This window comes from Cereibacter sphaeroides 2.4.1 (genome assembly GCF_000012905.2).
Taxonomy (GTDB): Bacteria; Pseudomonadota; Alphaproteobacteria; order Rhodobacterales; family Rhodobacteraceae; genus Cereibacter_A; species Cereibacter_A sphaeroides.
Genome location: NC_007493.2, coordinates 308,050 through 333,639, shown reverse-complemented (window position 1 = coordinate 333,639; position 25,590 = coordinate 308,050). Strand labels below are relative to the sequence as shown.

The 25,590-nt window shown below is 65.7% G+C and carries 37 protein-coding genes; all 37 read right to left on the bottom strand.

Annotation, left to right across the window (positions count from 1 at the left end; all coding sequences use genetic code 11):
• Positions 1 to 207: 207 nt before the first annotated feature.
• Positions 208 to 576: a 2Fe-2S iron-sulfur cluster-binding protein gene (locus RSP_RS01700; protein ID WP_009563670.1), complete on the bottom strand. Its 369-nt coding sequence runs from the start codon at positions 574 to 576 to the stop codon at positions 208 to 210.
• 209 nt (positions 577 to 785) lie between these two features.
• Positions 786 to 1,574, bottom strand: coding sequence for an amino acid ABC transporter ATP-binding protein (locus tag RSP_RS01695; RefSeq protein ID WP_002722560.1), 789 nt, complete (start codon positions 1,572 to 1,574; stop codon positions 786 to 788).
• 12 nt (positions 1,575 to 1,586) lie between these two features.
• Positions 1,587 to 2,915: an amino acid ABC transporter permease gene (locus RSP_RS01690; RefSeq protein ID WP_011336959.1), complete on the bottom strand. Its 1,329-nt coding sequence runs from the start codon at positions 2,913 to 2,915 to the stop codon at positions 1,587 to 1,589.
• A 1-nt stretch (position 2,916) separates the two neighbouring features.
• Positions 2,917 to 4,179 (bottom strand): amino acid ABC transporter permease, encoded by a 1,263-nt coding sequence (locus RSP_RS01685; RefSeq protein ID WP_002722555.1) that lies wholly within the window; start codon positions 4,177 to 4,179, stop codon positions 2,917 to 2,919.
• A gap of 148 nt (positions 4,180 to 4,327) precedes the next feature.
• Complete coding sequence (locus RSP_RS01680) at positions 4,328 to 5,344, bottom strand: amino acid ABC transporter substrate-binding protein (RefSeq protein WP_002722552.1); 1,017 nt, start codon at positions 5,342 to 5,344, stop codon at positions 4,328 to 4,330.
• A 226-nt stretch (positions 5,345 to 5,570) separates the two neighbouring features.
• Positions 5,571 to 6,278, bottom strand: coding sequence for an ATP12 family chaperone protein (locus RSP_RS01675; RefSeq protein ID WP_011336958.1), 708 nt, complete (start codon positions 6,276 to 6,278; stop codon positions 5,571 to 5,573).
• Positions 6,278 to 7,318 (bottom strand): RluA family pseudouridine synthase, encoded by a 1,041-nt coding sequence (locus tag RSP_RS01670; RefSeq protein WP_002722549.1) that lies wholly within the window; start codon positions 7,316 to 7,318, stop codon positions 6,278 to 6,280. The genes RSP_RS01675 and RSP_RS01670 overlap by 1 nt, the downstream gene beginning before the upstream one ends.
• Positions 7,315 to 7,689, bottom strand: a complete 375-nt coding sequence (crcB, locus tag RSP_RS01665; protein ID WP_009563665.1) for a fluoride efflux transporter CrcB — start codon at positions 7,687 to 7,689, stop codon at positions 7,315 to 7,317. Before crcB ends, RSP_RS01670 begins: the two co-directional genes overlap by 4 nt.
• A gap of 31 nt (positions 7,690 to 7,720) precedes the next feature.
• On the bottom strand, positions 7,721 to 9,034 hold the full coding sequence (locus tag RSP_RS01660; RefSeq protein WP_011336957.1) for a replication-associated recombination protein A: 1,314 nt from the start codon (positions 9,032 to 9,034) through the stop codon (positions 7,721 to 7,723).
• A 38-nt stretch (positions 9,035 to 9,072) separates the two neighbouring features.
• Positions 9,073 to 10,458 (bottom strand): Do family serine endopeptidase, encoded by a 1,386-nt coding sequence (locus RSP_RS01655; protein WP_011336956.1) that lies wholly within the window; start codon positions 10,456 to 10,458, stop codon positions 9,073 to 9,075.
• A 55-nt stretch (positions 10,459 to 10,513) separates the two neighbouring features.
• Positions 10,514 to 11,125 carry an autoinducer binding domain-containing protein gene (locus RSP_RS01650; RefSeq protein WP_011336955.1) on the bottom strand — a complete coding sequence of 204 codons (612 nt, stop codon included), beginning with the start codon at positions 11,123 to 11,125 and terminating at the stop codon, positions 10,514 to 10,516.
• 258 nt (positions 11,126 to 11,383) lie between these two features.
• Positions 11,384 to 11,803, bottom strand: a complete 420-nt coding sequence (gene rplQ / locus RSP_RS01645) for a 50S ribosomal protein L17 (protein ID WP_002722538.1) — start codon at positions 11,801 to 11,803, stop codon at positions 11,384 to 11,386.
• 100 nt (positions 11,804 to 11,903) lie between these two features.
• Positions 11,904 to 12,920 (bottom strand): DNA-directed RNA polymerase subunit alpha, encoded by a 1,017-nt coding sequence (locus RSP_RS01640; protein WP_002722536.1) that lies wholly within the window; start codon positions 12,918 to 12,920, stop codon positions 11,904 to 11,906.
• Between the two features lie 115 nt (positions 12,921 to 13,035).
• Positions 13,036 to 13,425, bottom strand: a complete 390-nt coding sequence (rpsK, locus tag RSP_RS01635; RefSeq protein ID WP_002722534.1) for a 30S ribosomal protein S11 — start codon at positions 13,423 to 13,425, stop codon at positions 13,036 to 13,038.
• Between the two features lie 13 nt (positions 13,426 to 13,438).
• On the bottom strand, positions 13,439 to 13,807 hold the full coding sequence (gene rpsM / locus RSP_RS01630; RefSeq protein ID WP_002722532.1) for a 30S ribosomal protein S13: 369 nt from the start codon (positions 13,805 to 13,807) through the stop codon (positions 13,439 to 13,441).
• 174 nt (positions 13,808 to 13,981) lie between these two features.
• Positions 13,982 to 14,635, bottom strand: a complete 654-nt coding sequence (locus tag RSP_RS01625; protein ID WP_011336954.1) for an adenylate kinase — start codon at positions 14,633 to 14,635, stop codon at positions 13,982 to 13,984.
• Positions 14,636 to 14,645: 10 nt separating this feature from the next.
• Positions 14,646 to 16,004 (bottom strand): preprotein translocase subunit SecY, encoded by a 1,359-nt coding sequence (gene secY, locus RSP_RS01620; RefSeq protein ID WP_011336953.1) that lies wholly within the window; start codon positions 16,002 to 16,004, stop codon positions 14,646 to 14,648.
• A 100-nt stretch (positions 16,005 to 16,104) separates the two neighbouring features.
• Entirely contained in the window at positions 16,105 to 16,590 is a 486-nt protein-coding gene (gene rplO, locus RSP_RS01615; RefSeq protein WP_009563657.1) for a 50S ribosomal protein L15, read from the bottom strand.
• A 156-nt stretch (positions 16,591 to 16,746) separates the two neighbouring features.
• Positions 16,747 to 16,935 (bottom strand): 50S ribosomal protein L30, encoded by a 189-nt coding sequence (rpmD, locus tag RSP_RS01610; protein ID WP_002722524.1) that lies wholly within the window; start codon positions 16,933 to 16,935, stop codon positions 16,747 to 16,749.
• A gap of 12 nt (positions 16,936 to 16,947) precedes the next feature.
• The gene (rpsE, locus tag RSP_RS01605) at positions 16,948 to 17,511 is read right to left on the bottom strand and encodes a 30S ribosomal protein S5 (RefSeq protein ID WP_002722522.1); all 564 of its coding nucleotides are present in this window, start codon (positions 17,509 to 17,511) and stop codon (positions 16,948 to 16,950) included.
• Positions 17,512 to 17,522: 11 nt separating this feature from the next.
• Positions 17,523 to 17,882, bottom strand: a complete 360-nt coding sequence (rplR, locus tag RSP_RS01600; RefSeq protein ID WP_002722520.1) for a 50S ribosomal protein L18 — start codon at positions 17,880 to 17,882, stop codon at positions 17,523 to 17,525.
• An 11-nt stretch (positions 17,883 to 17,893) separates the two neighbouring features.
• Positions 17,894 to 18,427, bottom strand: coding sequence for a 50S ribosomal protein L6 (gene rplF / locus RSP_RS01595; protein ID WP_002722518.1), 534 nt, complete (start codon positions 18,425 to 18,427; stop codon positions 17,894 to 17,896).
• 10 nt (positions 18,428 to 18,437) lie between these two features.
• Positions 18,438 to 18,836, bottom strand: a complete 399-nt coding sequence (rpsH, locus tag RSP_RS01590) for a 30S ribosomal protein S8 (RefSeq protein WP_002722516.1) — start codon at positions 18,834 to 18,836, stop codon at positions 18,438 to 18,440.
• 12 nt (positions 18,837 to 18,848) lie between these two features.
• Positions 18,849 to 19,154, bottom strand: a complete 306-nt coding sequence (rpsN, locus tag RSP_RS01585) for a 30S ribosomal protein S14 (protein WP_002722514.1) — start codon at positions 19,152 to 19,154, stop codon at positions 18,849 to 18,851.
• 19 nt (positions 19,155 to 19,173) lie between these two features.
• The gene (rplE, locus tag RSP_RS01580; protein WP_011336952.1) at positions 19,174 to 19,734 is read right to left on the bottom strand and encodes a 50S ribosomal protein L5; all 561 of its coding nucleotides are present in this window, start codon (positions 19,732 to 19,734) and stop codon (positions 19,174 to 19,176) included.
• Entirely contained in the window at positions 19,734 to 20,039 is a 306-nt protein-coding gene (gene rplX / locus RSP_RS01575) for a 50S ribosomal protein L24 (protein WP_002722510.1), read from the bottom strand. The genes rplE and rplX overlap by 1 nt, the downstream gene beginning before the upstream one ends.
• Positions 20,039 to 20,407: a 50S ribosomal protein L14 gene (gene rplN, locus RSP_RS01570; protein ID WP_002722508.1), complete on the bottom strand. Its 369-nt coding sequence runs from the start codon at positions 20,405 to 20,407 to the stop codon at positions 20,039 to 20,041. Before rplN ends, rplX begins: the two co-directional genes overlap by 1 nt.
• 73 nt (positions 20,408 to 20,480) lie before the next feature.
• Positions 20,481 to 20,723, bottom strand: coding sequence for a 30S ribosomal protein S17 (gene rpsQ, locus RSP_RS01565; RefSeq protein WP_002722502.1), 243 nt, complete (start codon positions 20,721 to 20,723; stop codon positions 20,481 to 20,483).
• A 13-nt stretch (positions 20,724 to 20,736) separates the two neighbouring features.
• Positions 20,737 to 20,943 (bottom strand): 50S ribosomal protein L29, encoded by a 207-nt coding sequence (rpmC, locus tag RSP_RS01560; protein ID WP_002722500.1) that lies wholly within the window; start codon positions 20,941 to 20,943, stop codon positions 20,737 to 20,739.
• Between the two features lie 239 nt (positions 20,944 to 21,182).
• Positions 21,183 to 21,596 carry a 50S ribosomal protein L16 gene (gene rplP, locus RSP_RS01555; RefSeq protein ID WP_002722499.1) on the bottom strand — a complete coding sequence of 138 codons (414 nt, stop codon included), beginning with the start codon at positions 21,594 to 21,596 and terminating at the stop codon, positions 21,183 to 21,185.
• 14 nt (positions 21,597 to 21,610) lie between these two features.
• On the bottom strand, positions 21,611 to 22,327 hold the full coding sequence (gene rpsC / locus RSP_RS01550; RefSeq protein WP_002722498.1) for a 30S ribosomal protein S3: 717 nt from the start codon (positions 22,325 to 22,327) through the stop codon (positions 21,611 to 21,613).
• A complete protein-coding gene (gene rplV, locus RSP_RS01545; protein ID WP_002722497.1) occupies positions 22,327 to 22,707 on the bottom strand; it encodes a 50S ribosomal protein L22 in 381 nt (126 codons plus the stop codon). The genes rpsC and rplV overlap by 1 nt, the downstream gene beginning before the upstream one ends.
• 3 nt (positions 22,708 to 22,710) lie before the next feature.
• Positions 22,711 to 22,989: a 30S ribosomal protein S19 gene (gene rpsS, locus RSP_RS01540; RefSeq protein WP_002722496.1), complete on the bottom strand. Its 279-nt coding sequence runs from the start codon at positions 22,987 to 22,989 to the stop codon at positions 22,711 to 22,713.
• 3 nt (positions 22,990 to 22,992) lie between these two features.
• Entirely contained in the window at positions 22,993 to 23,832 is an 840-nt protein-coding gene (rplB, locus tag RSP_RS01535; RefSeq protein WP_002722495.1) for a 50S ribosomal protein L2, read from the bottom strand.
• A 122-nt stretch (positions 23,833 to 23,954) separates the two neighbouring features.
• Complete coding sequence (locus RSP_RS01530; RefSeq protein WP_002722494.1) at positions 23,955 to 24,251, bottom strand: 50S ribosomal protein L23; 297 nt, start codon at positions 24,249 to 24,251, stop codon at positions 23,955 to 23,957.
• The gene (gene rplD / locus RSP_RS01525; RefSeq protein WP_002722493.1) at positions 24,248 to 24,868 is read right to left on the bottom strand and encodes a 50S ribosomal protein L4; all 621 of its coding nucleotides are present in this window, start codon (positions 24,866 to 24,868) and stop codon (positions 24,248 to 24,250) included. Before rplD ends, RSP_RS01530 begins: the two co-directional genes overlap by 4 nt.
• Positions 24,858 to 25,580, bottom strand: a complete 723-nt coding sequence (gene rplC, locus RSP_RS01520; protein WP_009563652.1) for a 50S ribosomal protein L3 — start codon at positions 25,578 to 25,580, stop codon at positions 24,858 to 24,860. Before rplC ends, rplD begins: the two co-directional genes overlap by 11 nt.
• Positions 25,581 to 25,590 lie beyond the last annotated feature (10 nt).

The window sequence follows — 25,590 nt, the reverse complement described above, 5'->3', positions numbered from 1 at the left end:
CCGCGCGACGACGCCATCGTCGCGTGCGCTTTCCTGCCGGTCATGTCCGGCATTTGTACCGCGGCGAAGGCGGCCTGTGATGGCCCTCGGCCCGGCCCCGGCCCGGAAAAGCCCGGGGAGATCCCGTTTCATCCCGCGCCGCGGGTCACCTGTCAAGGCCCGTGGGCCCGCCGCAGGCAGGCGCGGCAGGCCGGGCGCCGCTCCGGCTCAGGCGCCGCCGGGCTCGCCGGAGAAGGCCACCGTCACGTTCTCGTCGCGCGCGATGAACTGGCAGGCCAGCCGGTAGCGCGGCGGAAGGTCGAGCACCTCCGCATCCTGGATCTCCTGTGCGGTGATCTTGCCCAGCTCGCGCAGCTTGGCCTTCTCCTTCTCGGTGAGCGTGATGCCCTTGCGCAGCGAGGGTTCCTCGTAGGTCACTTCGATGAGGCAGGACGCGCAGTTGCCGTCCTTGCAGTCGAACGGGATCGGGATCCGGTGCTCCTCGGCGACGGCGAGAATGGTCTTGGTGTCGCCCGCCACGGCATAGACCGTCTTGGGCCCGTGCATGATCGGCGAGGTGAAGGTGATGTTGGCCATGTGCTTGTCCCTTTCTGAACGCCCGTCCCTCCTCGCGGGCGGGCGGCTTGTCTCACCGGAACGATAGCAACCTCGGGCGCGCGCAAGACCTCTCCCGCCGTCGCAGGCGCGCGGGTCTCTCCGGCCGGGGTTTGCCCGAAAATGGGGCAGAGGCACGAAAAAGGCGCCACCCCTGCGGATGGCGCCCATGAATTCGGCAGAAGCCCCTCTCAGTGTCCGAGGATCTGGCTGAGGAAGAGCTTCGTGCGTTCCGACTTCGGGTTGCGGAAGAACTCGCCCGGCTCGTTCTGCTCGACGATCTGGCCCTGGTCCATGAAGATCACCCGGTTCGCCACCGCCTGCGCGAAGCCCATCTCGTGGGTCACGCAGAGCATGGTCATCCCCTCTTCCGCCAGCTCGATCATCGTGTCGAGCACCTCCTTGATCATCTCGGGGTCGAGCGCCGAGGTCGGCTCGTCGAAGAGCATGATGCGGGGTTTCATGCAGAGCGAGCGCGCGATCGCCACCCGCTGCTGCTGCCCGCCCGAGAGCTGGCCCGGATATTTGTGCGCCTGCTCGGGGATCTTGACCTTCTTGAGGTAGTGCATCGCCACCTCTTCGGCTTCCTTCTTCGGGGTCTTGCGGACCCAGATCGGCGCGAGGGTGCAGTTCTCCAGAATCGTCAGATGCGGGAAGAGGTTGAAGTGCTGGAACACCATCCCGACCTCGGAGCGCACCTTGTCGATGTTCTTGAGGTCCGAGGTGAGCTCGATCCCGTCCACGACGATCTGGCCGGACTGGTGCTCCTCGAGGCGGTTGATGCAGCGGATCAGGGTGGATTTCCCCGAGCCGGAGGGGCCGCAGATCACGATCCGCTCGCCCTTGTGGACGGTCATGTTCACGTCGCGCAGGACGTGGAAACTGCCGTACCACTTGTTCATCTGGCTGATCTGGATGGCGACCTCGTCGCTCACCTGCATGTGGCTGCGGTCGATGGCGCGTTCGATGGCTTCGGACATGGGTTCGGTTCCTTAGCGATGGTCGGTCTTCAGCCGGCGCTCGAGATGCATCGAATAGCGCGACATGGCGAAGTTGAAGGCGAAGAAGATCAGGCCCACGAAGATGTAGGGCTCCCAGTAGATGCCCTTCCAGTCGGTCGAGGCGCGCACGGCGTCGGTGATGCCCTTCAGCGGATCGAGCAGGCCCACGAAGACGACGAGCGTGGTGTCCTTGAACATGCCGATGAAGGTCGAGACGATGCCGGGGATCGAGATCTTCAGCGCCTGCGGCAGAATGATGAGCCGCTGCGCCTTCCAGTAGTCGAGCCCGAGGGCGTCGGCCGCCTCGTACTGCCCGCGCGGCAGGGCGGCGAGCCCGCCCCGGATCACCTCGGCGATATAGGCCGCGGCGAAGAGCGTCACCATGATGATGACCCGCAGGATGATGTCGAAGGTGGTGCCGGGCGGCAGGAAGTAGTTCAGCAGGAGCGAGGCGGTGAAGAGCAGCGCGATGAGCGGCACGCCGCGGATGAACTCGATGAACGAGACCGACAGCGCCTTGATGAGGAACATGTCCGACCGCCGCCCGAGCGCGAGGATGATGCCCAGCGGAAGCGAGAGGGCGATGCCCGAGACGCCGATGGTGACGGCGAGGACGAAGCCGCCGAACTTGTCCGAGCGCACCTCCTCGAGCCAGAGCGGGAAGCTGCGGCCGGTGAGCCGCGCCAGATCGTCGGACACGTCGCCCGCGAGGAAAAGCCACCACAGCACGGGGACGAGTGCCGCCGCTGCCACTGCCGCGATGGTGCCGAACCGGGCGGCGAGCCTGTAGGCCAGCCAGCCGAACAGGAAGCCCGCCGCCGCCACCAGCGGCAGGAAGATCGAGCCGCCCCAGAGCAGCCAGAAGGCGAGGAACGGATAGGCAAGGCTGAACCACAGCATCTGGCGCGGCACCTGCGCGAACAGGATCGGCGCCAGCGCCACGAACAGCAGCAGGAAGGTCAGCGTCGGCCGCCAGTAGAGGTGGTTCGGATAGAAGCCGTAGAGGAACTGCGGCCAGCGTTCCCGGATCACCGCCCAGCAGGCGCCGGTGGCCCCCTCGCCCCAGCGCTCGGTGATGATCTGGCGGCACTGGGCGAGCGTGTCCGCCGTCCAGACCGACCGCATGAGCCACGGCACGATGCCTTCGAGGACATAGTAGATGGCGACGAGGCCGAGCACCGTCAGCGCGATGTTGAGCGGCCCCGAGAACAGGTTCTGGCGCATCCAGCTGACGACGCCCGCCTCGTTCGCAGGCGGGGCCACCGGCGGCAGCATGGTCTCGCGGACGAAGGGCACGGTCTGGGCGTGGGTATCGCTCATCTCAGCGCTCCTTCAGCTTCACGGCCGAGTTGTAGACGTTCATCACCCCCGAAATGACGAGGCTGATGGCAAGATAGATCAGCATCATCAGCAGCACGCATTCGAGCTCGCGCCCGGTCTGGTTCAGCGTGATGCCGCCCAGCGTGCCGCGGAGGTCGAGATAGCCCACGGCGATGGCCAGCGAGGAGTTCTTCGTGAGGTTCAGATATTGCGAGATGAGCGGCGGGATGATGACCCGGAGCGCCTGCGGCAGGATCACGAGGTTCATCGTCCGCCCCGGCCGCAGGCCGAGCGCAAAGGCCGCCTCGGACTGGCCGCGCGAGACGGCGAGGATGCCCCCCCGCACGATCTCGGCGATGAAGGCACCGGTATAGAGCGAGAGCGCCAGCCAGAGCGCCATGAAGGAGTTCGAGACGTTCAGGCCGCCGACGAAGTTGAAGCCGCGGAGCTCGGGGAACTCGAGATGGAAGCCGAGCGCCAGCAGCACCGCCACCGGCAGTCCGACGAGCAGGAGCAGCGACGACCACCAGGTCGCCGGACGCTCGCCCGTGGCCTCCTGAATGCGGGTGGCGCGCGCCTTGACGCTGCGGTTGATGAACCAGCCCGCGATGATGGCCCCGATCACCGCCAGCACATCCATGTTGACGTAGAAGAGGCCGAGATCGAGCCAGCCCAGCTCGCGGCTGAAGACCGGGTTCGGCAGGGCGGTGTAGCGGTTCGTGACCGCGATCGCATCGAGGAACATCGAGCGGTCCGCGATCCCGGTCTCGGGGTTCGGGCGGAAGGCGTTGGGCGCGGGCGTGGCCTCGCTGAAGACCGCATAGATCAGGAGGATCCAGAGGAGCAGCGGCACGTTGCGGAAGACCTCGACATAGACGGTCATCAGCCGCCCGACGATCCAGTTCCGCGACAGCCGGAGCACGCCCACGAGGACGCCGATCACGGTGGCCGCCATGCAGCCCAGCAACGCGATCAGCAGCGTGTTGAGCAGCCCCACCAGCATGGCCCGGCCATGGGTGCTGTCGTTGGTATAGTCCACCAGCCGCTGGCTGATGTCGTAGCCCGCGCGGTTCCAGAGAAAGCCGAAGTCGAAGTCCTTCCCCAGCGCCTCGAGGTTGCGCATCGTATTGTCCACGAGCCAGGCGGCGCCGGCCATGAACAGGAAGAAGACGAAGACCTGGATCGTGAGAGAACGATAGCGCGTATCGTATAGCAACATGCTGAGCCGAAAGGAGTCCTTCGGCGCATCCGCGACGTTGGCCATGCAGTGTTTCCCCATTGAACGGATCGCGGGGCCGGTGGTCCGGCAGGATGGCGTCGTTGCGCCCCTCGCAGTCCGATCGTTGTTGCCCCGCTCTTGCGGCGGGAGATTGTTGAAGGGGCGCCCGATTGCCCGGGCGCCCCTCGTCACATCAGCGGAACGGCGGGGCGTAGAGCAGCCCGCCCTGGGTCCATTGCGCGTTCAGCCCGCGCGCAAGACCGATCGGAGTGGCCTCGCCGATGGTGGCGGCGAAGATCTCGCCATAGTTGCCGCCCACGGCGATGGCGCGCTTGGCCCAGTCGTTGTCGAGGCGGATCATCTTGCCGAGGTCGCCCTGCACGCCCAGCAGACGCTGGATCTCGGGGTTCGGCGAGTTGGCGGCCAGTTCCTCCATGTTGGCGGAGGTCACGCCATATTCCTCGGCCGCGATCAGCGCGTTCAGCGTCCAGCGGACGATGTCGGCCCATTCGTTGTCGCCGTGGCGCACGGCCGGCCCGAGCGGCTCTTTCGAGATGATCTCGGGAAGGATGATGTGGTTTTCCGGGTCGGCGAAGGCCGCGCGGGTGGCGGCGAGGCCCGAGGCATCCGTCGTATAGGCATCGCAGGCGCCGGCGGCATATTGCTGCTCGCCCTCGGCGTTGGTCTCGACCGCGACGGGCGTGTAGCTCAGGTTGTTGACCTTGAACCAGTCGGCGAGGTTCAGCTCGGTCGTGGTGCCGGTCTGGATGCAGACGGTGGCGCCGTCGAGTTCCTTGGCCGAGGTCACGCCGAGGTCCTTGCGCACCATGAAGCCCTGACCGTCGTAGTAGTTCACGCCGACGAAATCGAGCTTGAGGTCGGTGTCGCGCGAGAAGGTCCAGGTGGAGTTGCGCGCCAGCATGTCAACCTCGCCCGAGGCAAGGGCGGTAAAGCGGGTCTGGCCCGTGGTCGGCACGAACTTCACCTTGGTGCCGTCGCCCAGCACCGCCGCAGCCACCGCCCGGCACAGCGAGACGTCGAACCCGGTCCAGTTGCCGTTGGCATCGGGCAGCGAGAAACCGGTGAGACCGGTCGAGACACCGCAATTCAGCTCGCCACGCGCCTTCACATCGTCGAGCGTCGCCGCCGACGCGAGGCCGGCAGCCAGGCCCGCCACGGTCAGCGTGCCGAGAAAAACGGATTTAGTCATGCGTACCTCTTCCTGATTGCCGCCCCTGAGGCGGTTCTTTGATCCCCGGTGAGCGGGGACATCTCTTGTGGAGGACACCCTTCCTCACAGTGGCATCCAGTGTCGACCGAAGCCGTTTCCATCGTCAAGTCAAACCGCAGAAGCGTCCATTCACGCAGCAAAATCACGGGATTGCGAATCGATTAGGCGGTTTTGCGACGGATGCCCCGATGGTGGCCGAGGATTGTTACCCGCACAATGCGTAGAATCGCGCCGCCTGCAGGAAGGCTGTGCGCCGGAACGCCTCGATTTCCGCCGCTTCCTCGTCCGCGCCCCACTGCTCGATCTGCCAGGACTCGTCCACTCGCGAGAGCTCCCAGGCCTCCTCCGGAAGGAGGTGCCCCTCGGTCACGCCGAGGCCCAGGATCAGCGATCCGGAGATGGCCACGAGATCGTGGAAGCCCGCAACCTGAAAGGGAGAAAAGCTGCGGACATGCTCCGCGAGGCGGGTAAGGCTCGCCTCGGGCTGGGCCTGATGCATCACGCCGGCGGTGGTCTCGAGCGGGGCCTCGAACCTCTCGGCCGCCCAGGCGAGGACGGGATCCCAGGCGCGGGCCTGCCGCGCGACGAGCGCCTCGGGGGCCGTGGCGCGATAGCACAGGAGATCGGTGCCGCCATAGGCCGCGAGCATCTCCGTCACCTCGTCGAACTGCGGCGCCACCTTGTCGAGCGCCGAATTGGCCGAGCGGGTGACGGGCATCGTCTCGGGGCGCACCTCGCCTTCCTGCGCCTGCCATTCGGAAGCGACCGCCTCGGCCAGCGCACAGGTGGGCAGGATCAGCGGCCGCTTGGCCGGCGTGCGCACGCCGCGCCCGTCGAGGAGCACGGCGAAGCCGCCCGGCTCCTCGGCCACGCTGGCCTCCTTCCAGAACCGTTTCGCAACCCATCCCGCCATCAGAAGGCTCCGAACGGATCTTCCGGCACGTCGCCTTCCTTCCAGTCGAGCAGCTTCCAGGTCTTGGCCATATGGCCGGGGAGCGGCGCGGTGAAGGTCACGAGGTCCTTCTTGATCGGATGTTCGATGGTGAGGCTGCGGGCATGGAGATGCAGCTTGCGGCTCATCTCGCCGCCGATCTGCGCCCCCCAGCCGTCGCCGAGATTCTCCTGCCCCGAGCCGCCGTATTTCCCGTCGCCCACGATCGGATGGCCGAGTTCGGCCATATGGGCGCGCAGCTGGTGCGTGCGCCCCGTGATCGGCGAGAGCGCCATCCAGGCGCAGCGGCTGCCGAGGAACCAGAGGGTGAAGAAGTCGGTCTGCGCGCGCTTCGCCTCGGGGTAATCCCCCACCTTGGCGGGATGGATGCAGAGCATCTTCTCGCCCTCGCCGCCGCGTCCGTGGCCCGGCGCCTTCATCAGCGCATATTTGATCGAGCCCTGTTTCGGGCTGGGCACGCCCGCCACCAGCGCCCAGTAGATCTTGCGCGTATTGCGGTGGCGGAAGCTCTCGGAGAGCGCCCGCGCCACGCGGTCGGTGCGCGCCAGCACCAGCACGCCCGACGTGTCCTTGTCGAGGCGGTGCACCAGCTTCGGGCGTTCCTTGTAGCCGAACTTCAGCGCCTCGGTCAGCCCGTCGACATGCCGTTCGCCCTGCCCCGATCCGCCCTGCGAGGGTAGGCCCGCGGGCTTGTTCAGCACGATGATGTCATTGTCGCGGTAGATCACGCAGTCCTGGATCATCTGCTCGTCGGACTTGGTGACCCGCGAGGCCTGCGGCCGCGGCGCATCCGGATCGGGCAGCGGCGGCACACGGATCTCCATGCCCTCGGCCACGCGGTCCGAGGCCTTGGCCCGCGCCCCGTCGACGCGCACCTGCCCGGTGCGGCACATCTTCTCGACGGCACCTTGGGTCACATGCGGGAAGCGGCGCTTGAACCAGCGGTCGAGCCGTTGCTCGCCCTCGTCTGCCGTCACCTTCAGAAGCTGCACGCTGCTCATGCCATCCATCCCCGAACCGCCGCCATGCCCGCCATCAGCCCCGCGAGCGACAGCCCCACCGAAAGCCCCACATAGGCCGCGGCCAGCCCCGCCTGCCCGCGCTCGTAGAGCGTGACCGCATCCAGCGAAAACGCCGAGAAGGTGGTGAAGCCGCCCAGCATCCCCGTCATGAGGAACGGCGCATAGCGGTTGCCCTTGTGGGCCAGCACCACCACCAGCACGCCCATCAGGAACGAGCCCACGACATTGACGATCATGGTCCCGACCGGGAAGGCCGGACCGAAGAGGCGCATGCTGCCGACATTGGTCAGATAGCGCGCCGAGGCGCCGAGGGCGCCGCCAAGCGCCACCTGTAAGAGAGAGCTGATCATCGCGCTTCTCTGTTCCCCGCAAGGGTCAATGTCAACCGCCCTGCCGCTTGGCGCGGAGCTTGGAGAAATAGTCGGTGCGCTTCTTCAGTTCCCGCTCGAAACCGCGCTCCTGCGGCAGATACCAGACCGGGCGCTTCATGCTCTCGGGGAAGTAGTTCTGGCCCGAGAAGCCGTCCTCGGCATCGTGGTCGTACTGGTAGCCCGAGCCGTAGCCGATCTCCTTCATCATCTTCGTCGGCGCGTTCAGGATATGCTTCGGCGGCGGCTCGGAGCCGGTCTGCTTCGCCGCCGCCCGCGCGGCCTTGTAGGCGGTATAGACCGCGTTCGACTTCGGGCTGAGCGCCAGATAGACCAGCGCCTCGGCCAGCGCGAGCTCGCCCTCGGGCGAGCCCAGCCGCTCGTAGGTGGCCCAGGCCTCGAGGCAGATCCCCTGCGCCTGCGGATCGGCGAGGCCGATGTCCTCGACCGCCATCCGCGTGATGCGCCGGGCGAGGAAGCGCGGGTCCTCGCCGCCCTCGAGCATCCGCGCGAACCAGTAGAGCGCGGCATCGGGGTCGGACCCGCGCACGGATTTGTGCAGGGCCGAGATGAGGTTGTAATGCTCCTCGCCCGATTTGTCGTATTTCGCGGCCCGCCGCATGAGGCGCGTGGCAAGCTGGTCGCGGTCCAGAGGCCCCTTGACCTTCCAAGCCATCACCTGCTCGACGAGGTTCAGAAGCGCCCTTCCGTCGCCGTCGGCCATCTCCAGCAGCGCCTCGCGCGCGGGGCCGTCGAGCGGCAGGGCCCGCCCCGTCTCGTGCTCGGCCCGCTGGGCCAGACGCTCGAGATCGGCAAGGCTCAGCCGGTCGAGCACGATCACCTGCGCCCGCGACATGAGAGCCGCGTTCAGCTCGAAAGAGGGGTTCTCGGTGGTCGCCCCCACGAGGAGGATGGTCCCGTCCTCCATGTGCGGCAGGAAGCCATCCTGCTGGGCCTTGTTGAAGCGGTGGATCTCATCGACGAACAGGAGCGTCCCCTGCCCGTTCGCCCGCCGGAGCTTCGCCGCCTCGAACACCTTCCGAAGGTCCGGCACGCCGGTGAAGATCGCCGAGATCTGCACGAAGGCGAGGTCGGTCTCCTTCGCGAGCAGCCGGGCGATGGTGGTCTTGCCCACGCCCGGCGGCCCCCAGAGGATCAGCGACGACAGGCTGCCCGAGACCAGCATCGCGCCCAGAGGCCCGTCGGGCGACAGGACCTTGCCCTGCCCGATCACTTCGGCCAGCGACTTCGGCCGCAGCCGGTCGGCCAGCGGGCGGGGGGCATCGGGCTGCGGGGGCGCAGGCTCTCGGTCGAAGAGGTCGGACATGGGCGAAGCCTACGCGCGCCGCGAGGGCGGGGAAAGGGTCAGAGACGGAAGCGCAGTCGCAGCGGCTTGCCGTCGCGGAGAACGTCGATCTGCCACCAGCGCACCCGCTCCTGCGCGGCGCGCTCCACATCGCGCGGGCGCTCGATCCGGCGGCCGTTGATCTCGAGCAGGATGTCGCCCGGCCGGAGGCCCGTCTGCGCCGCCGTCGCCTCGGAGGCGCGCACCACCACCCCTTCGAGGGTCAGGGGCAGGTTCAGCTCGGCCCGCACCGCGGGATTGAGCCGCTCGACCGTGAGCCCGGCAAGGACCGTCTCGCGCAGCGCCACCGTCTCGCGGGGCGGCTTGTCGGGCGCCACGACCAGCGCGATCTCGGCCTCGCGCGTCTCGCCGTCGCGCAGATAGCTCACCGTGGCGCGCGCGCCGATGCCCAAGGAGGAGAGCCGGAAGATCACCTCCTGCGGGCTGTCGGTGCGCTGCCCCTCCAGCGCCACCACCACATCGCCCGCGCGCAGGCCCGCGGCGCGGAACGGGCTCTCGGGATCGAGCTCGGTCAGCACCACCCCTTCCGGGCGTTCGAGCCCCATCGCCTCGGCCATGCTTGCATCGACCGCCTGCCCGTTCACCCCTGCCCAGGGACGCTGGAAGTGCGCCTCGCCCGCCTCCGCCTGTGCAAGGAAGCTGCGCACCAGATTGGCGGGAATGGCGAAGCCGATCCCGTTCGAGCCGCCCGACTGGGTGAGGATCGCGGTGTTGATCCCTACGAGCCGCCCCGCCGTATCGACCAGCGCGCCGCCCGAGTTGCCGGGGTTGATGGCGGCATCGGTCTGGATGAAATAGCCGCGCCCGCCGTCGATCGAGAGACCCGAGCGCGCGAGCCCCGAGACGATGCCCTGCGACACGGTCTGGCCCACCCCGAACGGGTTGCCGATGGCCAGCACCAGCTCCCCCACCTCGACGCCGTCGGAATCGCGCAGCCCCAGATGCGGCAGATCCCTGGCCTCCTTCAGCTTCAGCACCGCAAGGTCGCTGTCCTGATCGGCGAGCATCACCTCGGCCTCATATTCGCGCCGGTCGTTCAGCACGACCCGGATGGCGTCGGCCTGTCCCACCACATGATAGTTCGACACCACGATCCCGTCCCCGGAGACGATCACGCCGGAGCCCAGCGAGTTCTGCACCCGCGGCTGGCGGCGACCGAAATCCCGGAAGAGCTGGTCGAAGAACGGATCGGCGGCAAAGGGGCTCACGCGCTGCTCGACCACCCGCGTGGCATAGATGTTCACGACCGCAGGTGCCGCCGAGCGCACCACCGGCGCGAAGGAGAGCGAAATCTCGGCGGCGCTCTCGGGCAGGCGCGTCTCGGCAGGCGCGGCAAGCGGCGACAGGAGAGCGATCAGGGAAAAGGCAAGCAGAGCGTGACGCATGGAACACCTCATGGGACGGAGCGATATGTAATCGCCGCCCGTCCCTGCGCAAGCGTCAGATCAGCCGGTATTCCTTGGCCCGCTGGATCGCCTCGGCGGTGGTGCGGGCGCCGAGCCGCTGGCGCGCGCTGGCAATCCGCGCCTTCAGCGCGCTTTCGGAAATGCCGAGTTTCATCGCCGCCGCCGCGTGGCGATCGCCACCGGCGATGCAGCGCAGGGCCTCGATCTGCGGCTGCGTCAATTCCTGGGGCGGCTGCGTCAGTTCGTGAAGCCGCTGGAACAGGGAAAAGATCAGCTCGACCTCGCGGTCGGTAAATTCCCGGTCCGATCGCGCAAAACTCCCGAGGCTGCGCGATTCCCTCGTGCCCCACGAGCAGGTGACGCCAAAGCGGAGATCGAATTGCGCAGCAGCCGCGAAGACACCCCGCGAATCCTGCTCTGCCAGATCGCTCCACCTGCGATGGCCCGTTTCGCTCAGCGCCCAACGGATGGTGGGATCATATATGACATATCCCTTTTCCGTGTAATACTCGATCCAGTCCTCGCGGTATGATTGCATTGTGATAAGGGGCGAGGTGAAGCGGACGTGCAGGCCCAGAAAGTAGCCTGCAGTGGCCATGCGCCGGAGTTGACTGATTTCAAGATCGATTTTTGAATTTATCGTCATTCGGGAAACAGTGCACAGCAAATCGCTTGGGATGGACAAGCTCGATATTCGGCGATCCCCACGCCGTCGCAAAGCTAGCTTTATGACAACCATCTCATGAAGCAAACACGTTTTTTGGCAATGGTGAATCCGCCTGTCTGCAACTGCCTTTTGCGGTAATCCCATCCCTTTGGCCATCGGACAAAAGTCCATGACGCCAAAAAGAAAAAGGCCCGCCTCCGAGGAGACGGGCCCAAATCGCCAAGACCGGAAACGGTCTTATTCTTCCAGCGCTTCTTCGGCGGCGGTGCGCGCCTTGTCGGCGGCGCCTTTCGCGTTCGGATCGCGGTCGACGAATTCGATGATCGCCATCGGCGCCATGTCCCCGTAGCGGAAACCGGCTTTCAGCACGCGGACATAGCCGCCGGCGCGCTCGGCGTAGCGCGGCCCGAGGATCTCGAACAGCCGGGCGACGTGACGGTCTTCCTTGAGCTGCGCCGCAGCCTGACGGCGGGCGTGCAGGTCGCCGCGCTTCGCAAGCGTGATCAGCTTCTCGATGATCGGACGCAGTTCCTTGGCCTTCGGCAGGGTCGTCTTGATCTGCTCGTGCTCGATCAGCGAGCCGGCCATGTTGGCGAACAGCGCCTTGCGGTGCTCGTGGGTGCGGTTCAGGCGGCGGTAGCCGCGGGCGTGACGCATGATGGTCTCCTATGCTTTGTCCTGCCCGACGTGCGGTGCGACGGGCTTCTTTGGGGCGGGATTGCCCGGGGGCCGAGGGGGGGGCGTGACGCCCCCGCCCTCAGAACTGGTCTTCGAAGCGCTTGGCCAGATCCTCGATGTTCTCCGGCGGCCAGTCCTCGACATCCATGCCGAGGTGCAGACCCATGCCCGAGAGCACTTCCTTGATCTCGTTGAGCGACTTGCGGCCGAAGTTCGGGGTGCGGAGCATCTCGGCTTCGGTCTTCTGGATGAGATCGCCGATATAGACGATATTGTCGTTCTTGAGGCAGTTCGCCGAGCGGACCGACAGTTCGAGCTCGTCCACCTTCTTGAGGAGCAGCGGGTTGAACTCGAGCCCATCCTCCACGTCGTGGCGGGTGGCCGATTCCGGCTCTTCGAAGTTGACGAAGATCGACAGCTGATCCTGCAGGATGCGCGCGGCATAGGCCACCGCATCGTCCGGGGTCAGGCCGCCGTCGGTTTCGATCCGCATGGTGAGCTTGTCATAGTCGAGCACCTGGCCCTCGCGGGTCGGCGTGACTTCGTAGCTCACCTTCTTCACCGGCGAGTAGATCGCGTCGATCGGAATGAGGCCGATCGGCGCATCCTCGGGACGGTTCTTGTCTGCCGCGACATAGCCCTTGCCGGTGTTCACGGTCAGCTCCATGAACACGTCCGCCCCCTCGTCGAGGTGGCAGATGACATGATCCTTGTTCAGGATCTCGATGCCGTTCGATTCCGAGATGTCGCCCGCGGTGACGACGCCCGGCCCTTTGGCGGAGATCGACAGACGCTTAGGGCCCTCGACCTCCATCTTGATCGAGACGCCCTTCAGGTTCAGGACGATGTCGGTCACATCCTCACGGACACCGGCCACCGACGAGAACTCGTGCAGCACGTTGTCGATCTGGACGGAGGTGATGGCGGCCCCCTGAAGCGACGAGAGCAGCACGCGGCGCAGCGCGTTGCCCAGCGTCAGACCGAAGCCGCGCTCGAGCGGCTCCGCAATCACGGTGGCGACCCGGGCCGGATCGGCACCCGGCTTGACGACCAGCTGCGTCGGCTTGATCAGCTCGGCCCAGTTCTTGTGGATCATGCGTTTGCCTCCATACCTGTCGCCAGCCCATGTCCGTAAGCCGGCAACGCCCGAGGATCTGAACAAGTCGATCGGGCCGCACCGGATGGCGCGGCCCGACCCAATGGATGTGCGGTCAGACGCGACGGCGTTTCGGCGGACGGCAGCCGTTGTGCGCCATCGGCGTCACGTCGCGAATCGAGGTGATGTTGAGGCCGGCGGCGGCCAGCGCGCGGAGCGCCGATTCGCGCCCCGAACCCGGGCCCTGCACTTCGACCTCGATGGTCTTCATGCCGTGGTCCTGAGCCTTCTTGGCGGCGTCCTCGGCGGCCATCTGCGCCGCGTAGGGCGTCGATTTCCGCGAGCCCTTGAAGCCCATGGTGCCGGCCGACGACCAGGAGATCGCGTTGCCCTGCACGTCGGAGATCAGGATCTTGGTGTTGTTGAACGAGGAGTTCACATGAGCAACGCCGGCGGCGATGTTCTTGCGTTCCTTGCGCTTCATGCGGGTCTTGTCACGTGCCATGTCTCAGCGCCCCTTATTTCTTCTTGCCGGCAATGGCTTTGGCCGGGCCCTTGCGGGTGCGGGCGTTGGTGTGCGTGCGCTGACCGCGCACCGGCAGGCCGCGACGGTGACGCAGGCCGCGGTAGCAGCCGAGGTCCATCAGGCGCTTGATGTTCATCGAGGTTTCGCGACGCAGGTCGCCCTCGACGGTCACGTTCGCATCGATGTACTCGCGGATCGAGAGCACTTCGGCGTCGGACAGTTCATTGACGCGACGGGCGCGGTCGATGCCCACGGCGTCACAGATCTGACCGGCCACGAAGTCGCCGATGCCATGGATGTAGGTGAGCGCGATCGGAACCCGTTTCGCGGTCGGGATGTTGACGCCAGCAATACGTGCCAAACGTTTCTTCCTTTTGTTGCGGTCCCGTAATTCCAGGACCTTTTTTCACAACCACCGGAGCCGGCAGTCGCTCCGGACTGTTCGCCGCAGGACAAAACCCGTCGCTGGACGATTCCCTCGCGGGACGCCGTGATCTATGGGCTTTTGCCCCGGCCGTCAAGGCCGGATGCAAAGTCACCCGCGCTTGTCAAGAACCTTCGAGATCGCCGCAGAGACCGCGTCCATCTCGGCCAGCCCGTCCACCGACGACAGCTGCCCCTTGGCATAGTAGTAGCCGATGAGGGGCGAGGTTTTCTTGTAATATTCCATCAGACGCTTCGACAGCGCCTCGGCCGTGTCGTCCGCGCGCCGCCGCAGGTCCGTCGAGCCGCAGACGTCGCAGACGCCCTCGACCTTCGTGGGCTTCGTGTCGTCGTGATAGACCGCGCCGCAGCTGCCGCAGGAGTAGCGGCCGGTGATGCGCGCCACGAGGGCGGCATCGTCCACCTGCATCTCGATCACCGCGTCGAGCCCCTGCCCCATCTGCGCGAGCAGCTCTCCGAGGGCATCCGCCTGCTTCAGCGTCCGCGGGAAGCCGTCGAAGATGAAGCCGCCCGCCGCGGGCGACTGCAGCTTCTCGCGAATCAGGCCGATCACGATCTCGTCCGTCACGAGCTCGCCGCGGTCCATCACCTCGGCGGCGCGGCGCCCCATCTCGGAGCCAGAGGTCTTGGCCTCGCGCAGCATGTCGCCGGTCGAAAGCTGCACCATGCCGCGGCTCTCCTCGAGCCGCTTGGCCTGCGTGCCCTTGCCAGCGCCGGGCGGCCCCAGAAGTATCACATTCACCATCACTCTTCCCTCAGCGGCGGGTCGGAGTCTTCGCCCCGGTCCGTTTCCTTCCACGCAGCTGCGACCGCTCGATCAGCCCCTCGTACTGGTGGGCGAGCAGGTGCGACTGAACCTGGTTGATGGTGTCCATCGTCACCGACACAACGATCAGCACCGACGTCCCCCCGAAGTAGAAGGGAATGCCGAGCTGGTTGCGCAGGATCTCGGGCAGGAGGCAGACGGCCGCGAGATAGGCCGAGCCGAGCACGAGGATCCGGTTCACCACATATTCGAGATATTCCTCGGTCTTCTTGCCGGGACGGATCCCCGGGATGAAGCCGTTCTGGTTCTTCAGGTTCTCGGCCACGTCATCGACCTTGAAGGCCACGTTCGCCGTGTAGAAATAGGCGAAGAACACGATCATGCCTGCGAAGAACAGCAGGTAGAGCGGCTGGCCGGGGCCGAAATAGGCGAGGATCGTCGACATGACGGGGCCGGTCTGCTGGCCCGAGAAGGTCGAGATCGTCACCGGCAGCAGGAGGAGCGACGAGGCGAAGATCGCCGGGATCACGCCCGCCGGGTTCACCTTGACCGGCAGGTGCGACGAGCCGCCGTCGTAGACCTTCATGCCGACCTGGCGCCGCGGATACTGGATGTGGATCTTGCGGAGCGCGCGCTCCATGAAGACCACGAAGGTGATCACGGCGATCACCATGGCGATCACGCCCACGATCACCGCAGGGCTGATGGCGCCCGACCGGCCCTGGCTCAGGAACTGGGCGAGGTGCGCCGGGATCTCGGCAACGATGCCCACGAAGATGATGAGCGAGATCCCGTTGCCGATGCCGCGCGCGGTGATCTGCTCGCCGAGCCACATCAGGAACATGGTGCCGCCGACCAGCGTGATGACGCAGGCGGCGCGGAAGAACAACCCCGGATCCGTCACGAGATCGCCCGCTTCGAGGCTCATCGCGATGCCCCAGGCCTGGAAGGTCGCAAGGAACACGGTGCCGTAGCGGGTGTACTGGTTGATCTTCTTGCGGCCCTGCTCGCCCTCTTTCTTGAGCTGCTCGAGCCTCGGCACCATCGAGGCCATGAGCTGGACGATGATCGAGGCCGAGATGTAGGGCATGATGCCGAGAGCGAAGATGCCCATCCGGCTGATCGCGCCGCCGGTGAACATGTTCAGCATCCCGCCGATGCCGGCCGTCGCACTGTCCATGAACTGGCGCAGGGCCGAGCCGTCGATCCCCGGCACGGGAATGTAGGTGCCGAGGCGATACACCATCAGCAGGCCAATGGTGAAGAAGATGCGTTGGCGAAGGTCGGTGGCCTTGCCGAGGGCGCCCCAACTCAGGTTCGCCGCCATTTGCTCTGCAGCAGATGCCATGCCCGGTCTCTCTCATGACGGCGCCGCCGATCCGTTCTCCGGGTCGGCGGCGCGGGAAAACTGTCAGGTGATGTATGCGCCCGCAGGCGCACCCACAACCTTATTCTGCGCTGGCGGCCGCCGCAGCCGGAGCGGTCAGGGTGATCGAGCCACCCGCCTTCTCGATCGCTTCCACCGCCGATTTCGAGGCGCCCGACACGGTCAGCGCGAGCTTCGCGGTGATCTCGCCCTTGGCCAGCACGCGGATGCCGTCACGCTTGTGCGAGGTCACGCCCGCGGCCACGATCGCGTTCTCGTCGATCGGCTGGCTGGCGTCCAGCTTGCCGGCGTCGACGAACTTCTGGATCAGGCCGAGGTTGACCACGGCATATTCCTTGCGGTTCGGCTTGGTGAAGCCCCGCTTCGGCAGACGCCGGTAGAGCGGCATCTGGCCGCCTTCGTAGCCGTTCAGAGCCACGCCCGAACGCGACTTCTGGCCCTTGATCCCGCGGCCGGCGGTCTTGCCCTTGCCCGAGCCCGGGCCGCGCGCCACGCGCTTCTTCTTGCGGGCTGCGCCTTCGTTGTCGCGGAGTTCGTTCAGTTTCATGTCGCTATCTCCTGGCCGGAACCCCTCCGCCAGCGACGGATGGAGGGAACACGGCGTTTCTTGTTGTTGGGCAGAGAGTCGCCTCTCCGCGCGCCTGATATGGGGAAAGGGCGCCCGGTGCAAGCCCGCGCGCCCCATGTTTTCAAAGGCCCGGCGTCAGCCGCGCTCTTCGATGATCTCGACAAGATGCGGGATCTTGGCGACCATGCCGCGGATCGACGGCGTGTCTTCCAGTTCCCGGGTCCGGTGCATCTTGTTCAGCCCGAGGCCCTTGAGGACCGCGGTCTGCACGGCCGGACGGCGGGCTGCCGACCGGACCTGCTTCACGATGATCGTTTTCGCCATGGTGCGGACTCCTTACGCTTCCGCCACTTCGGCTTCCGGCTTCTTCAGGATGTCGGCCACCTTCTTGCCGCGGCGCTGCGCGACTTGACGAGGGCTGGATTCCCGCTTCAGACCGTCCATCGTGGCACGGATCATGTTGTAGGGGTTCTGCGAGCCGAGCGACTTCGCCACCACGTCCTGGATGCCGAGCATCTCGAACACGGCGCGCATCGGGCCGCCGGCGATGATCCCCGTCCCCGGAACGGCTGCCCGCATCACGACCTTGCCGGCGCCGTGGCGGCCTTCCTGGTCATGGTGCAGGGTCCGGCCGTCGCGCAGCGCGACGCGGATCATCTGGCGCTTGGCCTGCTCGGTCGCCTTGCGGATGGCTTCCGGCACTTCCTTGGCCTTGCCCTTGCCGAAGCCGACGCGACCGCGCTGGTCGCCCACGACCACCAGAGCCGCAAAGCCGAAGCGCTTGCCGCCCTTCACGGTCTTGGAGACGCGGTTGATCGCCACCAGACGATCGGCGAATTCCGGGGTTTCCTCGCGCGAACGATCGTCGCGACGGTCCCGGCGGTTCTCTCTTTCTGCCATCGTCTTACTCCTCAGAACTTCAGGCCGCCTTCACGGGCAGCGTCGGCCAGGGCCTTGATCTTCCCGTGAAAGAGGAAACCGCCGCGGTCGAAGAAGCACTCTTCGATCCCGGCCGCCTTCGCCCGCTCGGCGATCGCACGGCCCACGGCCGCCGACGCCTCGACGTTGTTCTTGCCGACGAAGCCCAGGCCCTTCTCGAGGGTCGAGGCCGCCGCCAGCGTGACACCGTTCGCGTCGTCGATCAGCTGGGCGCTGATGTTCTTCGAGGAACGGTGGACGGACAGCCGGAGCCGCCCGTTCGCCGATGCTTTCAGTTTGTTCCGGACGCGCAGGCGGCGCTTGAGGAACAGCTCTCTTTTCGTGTTCGCCATTGTCGCGCCCCTTACTTCTTCTTGCCTTCCTTGCGGAAGATGAACTCGTCCTTGTAGCGGATGCCCTTGCCCTTGTAGGGCTCGGGACGCCGCCACTCGCGGATGTTCGCCGCCACCTGGCCGACCAGCTGCTGGTCAATGCCTTCGACCGTGATCTCGGTCTGCTTCGGGGTGGTGACGGTGACACCCGCCGGAACCTCGAAGTTGACGTCGTGCGAATAGCCGAGCGAGAGCTTCAGCACGTTGCCGGCCATCTGCGCGCGGTAACCCACGCCCGAGATCTCCAGCTCCTTCTTGAAGCCGCTGGTGACGCCGGTCACGAGGTTTTCCACCTGCGACCGCACCATGCCCCATTGCTGACGGGCACGCTTCGAGGTGCCGCGCGGGGTCACCTTCACCGAACCTTCGTCCAGCGCGAGGGTCACGTCGTCGGTCGCCGAGAAGCTGCGGGTGCCTTTCGGGCCCTTCACTTCGATCGACTGGCCCGAGATCGAGGCCGTCACGCCTTTCGGCAGCGGTACGGGTTTCTTGCCGATACGAGACATTGAACCCTCCTCAGAACACGGTGCAGAGCACTTCGCCGCCAACATTGGCGGAGCGTGCGCTCGCATCGGACATGACGCCTTTCGGCGTGGAGATGATCGACACGCCGAGGCCGTTACGGACGCTCGGAAGGTCCTTCGTGGCCATGTAGACGCGGCGGCCGGGCTTCGACACGCGCTTGAGTTCGCGGATCACCGGGGTGCCCTCGAAGTACTTCAGCGAGATGACCAGTTCGCCCTGGCCGTTCTCGGTTTCCTTCTTCTCGTAGCCGCGGATGTAGCCCTCGGCCTGAAGCACGTCGAGCACCCAGGCGCGCAGCCGGGACGCCGGCGTGCTCACCGTGGACTTGCCACGCAGCTGCGCGTTGCGGATGCGGGTCAGCATATCGCCGAGCGGATCGTTCACAGACATATCCCGATCTCCTTACCAGCTCGACTTCACCATGCCGGGGATCTGGCCGAACGAGGCCAGTTCACGCAGCATGATCCGCGAGAGTTTCAGCTTGCGATAATACGCATGCGGACGGCCCGTCAGCTGGCAGCGGTTGTGGATCCGCGTGGCCGACGAGTTGCGCGGCAGTTCGGCCAGCTTGAGCTGCGCCTTGAAGCGCTGCTCCATCGGCAGGTCCGCGTTGGTGGTGATCTCCTTCAGCGAGGCGCGCTTGGCAGCATACTGCTGCACCATCTTCGCGCGCTTGATCTCGCGTTCGATCATGGATTTCTTCGCCATACTCTTCTCTCTCCCGCGATCAGCTGATGAACGGCATGTTGAACTGCTTCAACAGCGCCTTCGCTTCCGCGTCGGTCTTCGCGGTGGTGCAGATGATGATGTCCATGCCGAGAACCTCGTCGACCTTGTCGAAGTTGATCTCGGGGAACACGAACTGCTCCTTGAGGCCCATCGCGTAGTTGCCGCGGCCATCGAACGAGTTGCCTTTCACGCCGCGGAAGTCGCGGACGCGGGGCAGCGCGATCGTGATCAGACGGTCGAGGAATTCGTACATGCGGTCGCCGCGGAGCGTCACCTTGCAGCCGAGCGGCATCTGCTCGCGCACGCGGAAGCCGGCGATCGACTTCTTGGCGTGGGTCACGACGGCCTTCTGGCCGGCGATCATCGAGAGCTCTTCCGCAGCGGTCTTCACCTTCTTGGTGTCCTTGACCGCCTCGCCGACGCCCATGTTCAGGACGATCTTGTCCAGACGCGGGATCTGCATGTCGTTCTTGTAGCCGAACTCTTCCTTCATGGCGGCGCGAACGCTGTTCGCATAGGCCGCCTTCAGGCGCGGGGTGTAGTTGGTCTGGTCGAGCATCAGATGACATCCCCCGTGGTCTTGGCGTAGCGGACCTTCTTCTCGCCCTCGAAGCGGAAGCCCACGCGCGTGGCCTTGCCGTTGGCATCGAGCAGCGCGAGGTTCGACAGGTCGATCGGCATCGCCTTGGCGAGACGGCCGCCCTGGGCGGTCGGCGTCTGCTTGGTGTGGCGGATGGCGACGTTCACGCCCTCGACCACGGCCTTGTTGTCCTTCGGCATCACCGCAGTGATCTCGCCCTGCTTGCCCTTGTCCTTGCCGGCCAGCACGACGACGCGGTCACCCTTCTTCAGCTTCGCAGCCATCAGAGCACCTCCGGCGCCAGCGAGATGATTTTCATGAAGTTCTTGGCACGCAGCTCGCGCACGACCGGCCCGAAGATACGGGTGCCGACCGGTTCGCCCTGGTTGTTCAGGATGACGGCGGCGTTGCGGTCGAAGCGGATGGTGGTGCCGTCTTCACGACGGACTTCCTTGGCGGTGCGCACGACGACGGCCTTGCGGACATCGCCCTTCTTCACGCGACCGCGCGGGATGGCTTCCTTCACCGACACCACGATGATGTCGCCGACGCTGGCATAGCGACGGTGGGAACCACCCAGAACCTTGATGCACTGAACTCGGCGAGCGCCGGAGTTGTCAGCGACATCCAGATTGGTCTGCATCTGGATCATTTGGTTTCTCCCGACCTTTGGGGACCGCTAGATCCCACGGCCCCAGGGTTTCGTTCAGGCAGAAAGGCGGACGTCACGCCACGACGGCGTCGGTCACGACCTTCCAGCGCTTCGTCTTCGAGATGGGCGCGCATTCCTCGATGCGGACGATGTCGCCGACCTTGAATTGGTTCTCCGGGTCATGGGCCCGGTATTTCTTCGACAGACGGACCGTCTTCTTCAGCAGCGGGTGCTTGAAGCGGCGCTCGACGAGGACCGTCACGGTCTGCTCGTTCTTGTCGCTGGTCACGGTGCCTTGCAGGATGCGTTTGGGCATGGGAGGCTTCCTCTCAGTTCGCAGCGGCCGAAGCGGCCATCTCGTTCAGGACCGTCTTGATGCGGGCAACGTCGCGGCGGACGGCGCGCATGCGGGCGGTGTTCTCGAGCTGGCCGGTGGCCTGCTGGAAGCGGAGGTTGAAGGCCTCTTTCTTGAGCGCCACGAGCTGGTCGCGGAGCTGGTCCGGGGTCTTGGACCGCAGTTCCTGGGCGGTGGTCATCGCCTCTTTCCTTCTTCAATCACCAGAGGGCTCCCGACCTTGGCAGGGTTACCTTGGATCTGGTGGATCAATGACAAATCCGCGAATCCGGTGACCCGGAATCCGCAGGATGCAGCCTGCTACAGGAGGTTCGGCCGAAGGGCAAGCGAAAGAATGCCCCTCCGGCCTTGTTTCATTGAAAAGGCCCCCGGGCGCGGCTGCGTCCGGGGGCCTCTGTCCTGCCCGCCTGGGGCGGGAGATCACCAGTCCTCGCGGACCACGATCCGGGTCATGACCGGCAGTTTCATCGCGCCGAGGCGCAGGGCCTCGCGGGCGATGGTCTCGGACACGCCGTCGATCTCGAACATGATCCGGCCCGGCTTCACCTTGGCCGCCCAGTAGTCGACCGAGCCCTTGCCCTTACCCATCCGGACTTCGGTGGGCTTCGAGGTCACCGGCACGTCCGGGAACACGCGGATCCAGACCCGGCCCTGACGCTTCATGTGGCGCGTGATCGCGCGGCGAGCAGCCTCGATCTGCCGCGCGGTCACACGCTCGGGCTCGGTGGCCTTGAGGCCGAAGCCGCCGAAGTTCAGGAGGAACCCGCCCTTGGCTTCACCGTGGATGCGGCCCTTGTGCTGTTTGCGGAACTTCGTCCGTTTCGGTTGCAGCATCTGTCATTGCTCCCTTACGCGCGTTCGCGATCGCGACGCGGCGGCCGCGGTGCGGCACCTTCCTGAGCTTCCGAATGCCGGCGGTCGTGCGCCTGCGGATCGTGCTCGAGGATCTCGCCCTTGAAGATCCAGACCTTCACCCCGATGATCCCGTAAGGGGTCGTGGCTTCCGAGGTCGCGTAGTCGATGTCGGCGCGCAGCGTGTGCAGCGGCACCCGACCCTCACGGTACCATTCGGTCCGGGCGATCTCGGCGCCGCCGAGGCGGCCCGACACGTTGACCCGGATGCCGAGGGCACCGATCCGCATGGCGTTCTGCACGCCGCGCTTCATCGCGCGGCGGAAGGACACCCGGCGTTCCATCTGCTGGGCGATCGACTCGGCCACCAGCTGGGCGTCAAGCTCGGGCTTGCGGATCTCGACGATGTTCAGGTGAAGCTCGGACTTCGTGAAGGCCGACAGCTTCTTGCGCAGCGTCTCGATGTCCGCGCCCTTCTTGCCGATGATCACGCCCGGACGGGCGGTGTGGATCGTCACGCGGCACTTGCGGTGCGGACGCTCGATGATCACCTTCGACACGCCGGCCTGCTTGGCGTAGTCGTGGATGAACTCGCGCATCTTCAGGTCTTCCAGCAGCAGATTGCCGTAGTCCTTCGACTCGGCGAACCAGCGGCTGTCCCAGGTGCGGTTGACCTGAAGGCGCATGCCGATCGGATTGACCTTCTGACCCATTACGCAGTCTCCCCGACTTGCTTCACCTTGATCGTGAGCTCGCTGAACGGTTTCATGATCTTGCCGAACCGGCCGCGAGCGCGCGGACGACCGCGCTTCATGACAAGGTTCTTGCCGCAGAAGGCTTCCGAGACCACGAGTTCGTCCACGTCGAGGCCGTGGTTGTTCTCGGCGTTCGCGATGGCCGACTGCAGGCACTTCAGCACGTCCTGGCTGATGCGCTTCTTCGAGAAGGTGAGGTCAGCGATCGCCTTGTCGACCTTCTTGCCACGGATGAGGGCCGCGACGAGGTTCAGCTTCTGCGGCGAGGTGCGCAGCATCTTCACCTTGGCAAAAGCCTCGTTTTCGCCCACGCGGCGCGGGTTCTTTTCCTTGCCCATGGATTACTTCCTCTTCGCTTTCTTGTCGGCCGCGTGACCGTAGTAGGTCCGGGTCGGCGAATATTCACCGAACTTCTGGCCGATCATCTCCTCGGTCACGTTGACCGGGACGTGCTTCTTGCCGTTGTAGACGCCGAAGGTCAGACCCACGAACTGCGGCAGGATGGTGGAGCGCCGCGACCAGATCTTGATCACTTCATTCTTGCCCGACTCGCGCGACTTCTCTGCCTTTTTCAGCAGGTACCCGTCGACGAAGGGGCCTTTCCAGGTAGAACGTGCCATGGCTCAGCGCCCTTTCTTCTTCGCGTGCCGCGAGCGGACAATCAGCTTGTCCGAAGCCTTGCTCTTGCGGGTCCGGTTGCCCTTGGTGCCCTTGCCCCACGGGGTGACCGGGTGACGGCCGCCCGAGGTCCGGCCTTCGCCGCCGCCGTGCGGGTGGTCGATCGGGTTCATGGCCACGCCGCGGACGGTCGGGCGCACACCCTTGTGCCGCATCCGGCCGGCCTTGCCGAAGTTCTGGTTCGAGTTGTCCGGGTTCGACACGGCACCCACGGTGGCCATGCATTCCTGACGCACCATGCGCAGCTCGCCCGAGCTCAGACGGATCTGGGCATAGCCGCCGTCGCGGCCGACGAACTGGGCGTAGGTGCCGGCGGCGCGGGCCAGCTGGCCACCCTTGCCGGGCTTCAGCTCGACGTTGTGCACGATCGTGCCGATCGGCATGCCCGAGAAGGGCATCGCGTTGCCGGGCTTCACGTCGGTCTTGACGCCGGCGACGACGCTGTCGCCCACGGCGAGGCGCTGCGGCGCGAGGATGTAGGCGAGCTCGCCATCCTCATAGCGCACGAGCGCGATGAACGCGGTGCGGTTCGGGTCGTATTCGATGCGCTCGACCACGGCCGGCACGTCGAACTTGCGACGCTTGAAATCCACGATGCGGTAGAGCCGCTTGGCTCCGCCGCCCTTGTGCCACATCGTGACGCGTCCGGTGTTGTTCCGGCCACCGGTCTTGATCAGGCCCTCGACGAGGGTCTTGACCGGACGGCCTTTCCACAGCTCCGAACGGTCGATCAGAACCAGCCCACGCTGGCCAGGCGTCGTCGGTTTGTACGACTTGAGTGCCATGCTTCCTGTCTTCCGTCAGCTAGAGACCCCTCGGGAGGGGCCGGTACAGGGCTCCGAAGATCCCCAGTTTATAAAAATCACGGCCCCGGAAGCCCGGGGCCGCGAGATTCGCAGGCCTTCTATCAGAGGCCCGTCGAGACGTCGATGGTGTTTCCTTCCTCGAGCGTCACATAGGCTTTCTTGCGGTCCGAGCGCACGCCGGGGCGGCCCTTGAACTTCTTGGTCTTGCCCTTGGTCACGACGGTGTTCACCGCCTTGACCTTGACGTTGAAGATGGCCTCGACCGCTTCCTTGATCTGCGGTTTGGTCGCTTCCATCGCCACCGCGAAGACCACGCCGTTGGCTTCCGACGTCATGGTCGCCTTCTCGGTGATCACCGGCTTGCGGATCACATCGTAATGTTCGGGTTTGGCGGTCATTTCAGACGAGCCTCCAGAGCTTCGACACCCGCCTTCGTGATCACGAGCGTGTCACGCTTCAGGATGTCATACACGTTCGCCCCGATCGACGGCAGCACGTCCACGCCTTCGAGGTTGCGCGCGGCCTTGGCGAAGTTCTCGTTGATGTCAGCGCCGTCGATGACGAGCACGCGCTTCCAGCCGAGTTCCTTCACCGCTTTCGCGAGCATCGCGGTCTTGCCTTCGGCCAGCGCGATGTCCTCGAGCACGATCAGGTTGCCCGTCGTGGCCTTGGACGACAGCGCGTGCTTCAGCCCGAGCGCCCGGAACTTCTTGTTCAGGTCGTGGGCGTGGCTGCGCGGGGTCGGGCCCTTGTAGACGCCACCGTGACGGAAGATCGGCGCCTTCTTGGACCCGTGGCGAGCGCCGCCGGTGCCTTTCTGGCGATAGATCTTCTTGGTCGAGTAGCTCACGTCCGACTTGCCGAGCACCGAGTGCGTGCCGGCCTGGGCCTTCGCCCGCTGCCAGCGCACGACGCGGTGCAGGATGTCGGCGCGCGGCTCCAGACCGAAGATCGCGTCGTCGAGTTCAATCGAGCCAGCGGGGCTCGCGTCCAGCTTGATGACTTCAGCCTTCATTGCTTTCGCCTCCGGTGGAGGTTTCCTCGGCAACCGCCGCGGCACGGATCGCCGCCGGACGGATCGCTTGTTCCGGCGCCGGCTTCTTCACCGCGTCCTTGATGGTGACCCAGCCGCCCTTCGAACCGGGAACGGCGCCCTTCACCATGATCAGGCCGCGGTCGCTGTCGGTGCGCACGACCTGCAGGTTCTGCGTGGTCACACGGGCAGCACCCATGTGGCCGGCCATCTTCTTGCCCTTGAACACCTTGCCGGGATCCTGGCACTGGCCGGTGGAGCCGTGCGAGCGGTGGCTGATCGACACGCCGTGCGAGGCGCGCAGACCGCCGAAGTTGTGCCGCTTCATGGCACCGGCAAAGCCCTTACCGATCGAGGTGCCGGCGATGTCCACGAACTGACCCGCAAAGTAGTGGTCAGCAGTGATCTCGGCGCCGACATCGATCAGGCAGTCCGGCGTCACGCGGAATTCGGCGATCTTGCGCTTGGGCTCCACGTTCGCTTTCGCGAAGTGGCCACGCTGGGCCGCCGACACGCGCTTGGCCTTGGCCGCGCCCGCGCCGAGCTGAACGGCGGTGTAGCCGTCCTTCTCGGTCGTGCGCTGCGCGACGACCTGAAGCGAGTCGAGTTGGAGGACGGTCACGGGAACCTGTTTCCCGTCCTCGAGGAACAGCCGGGTCATGCCCAGCTTCTTGGCGATTACACCAGAACGCATCTTCGTGGAC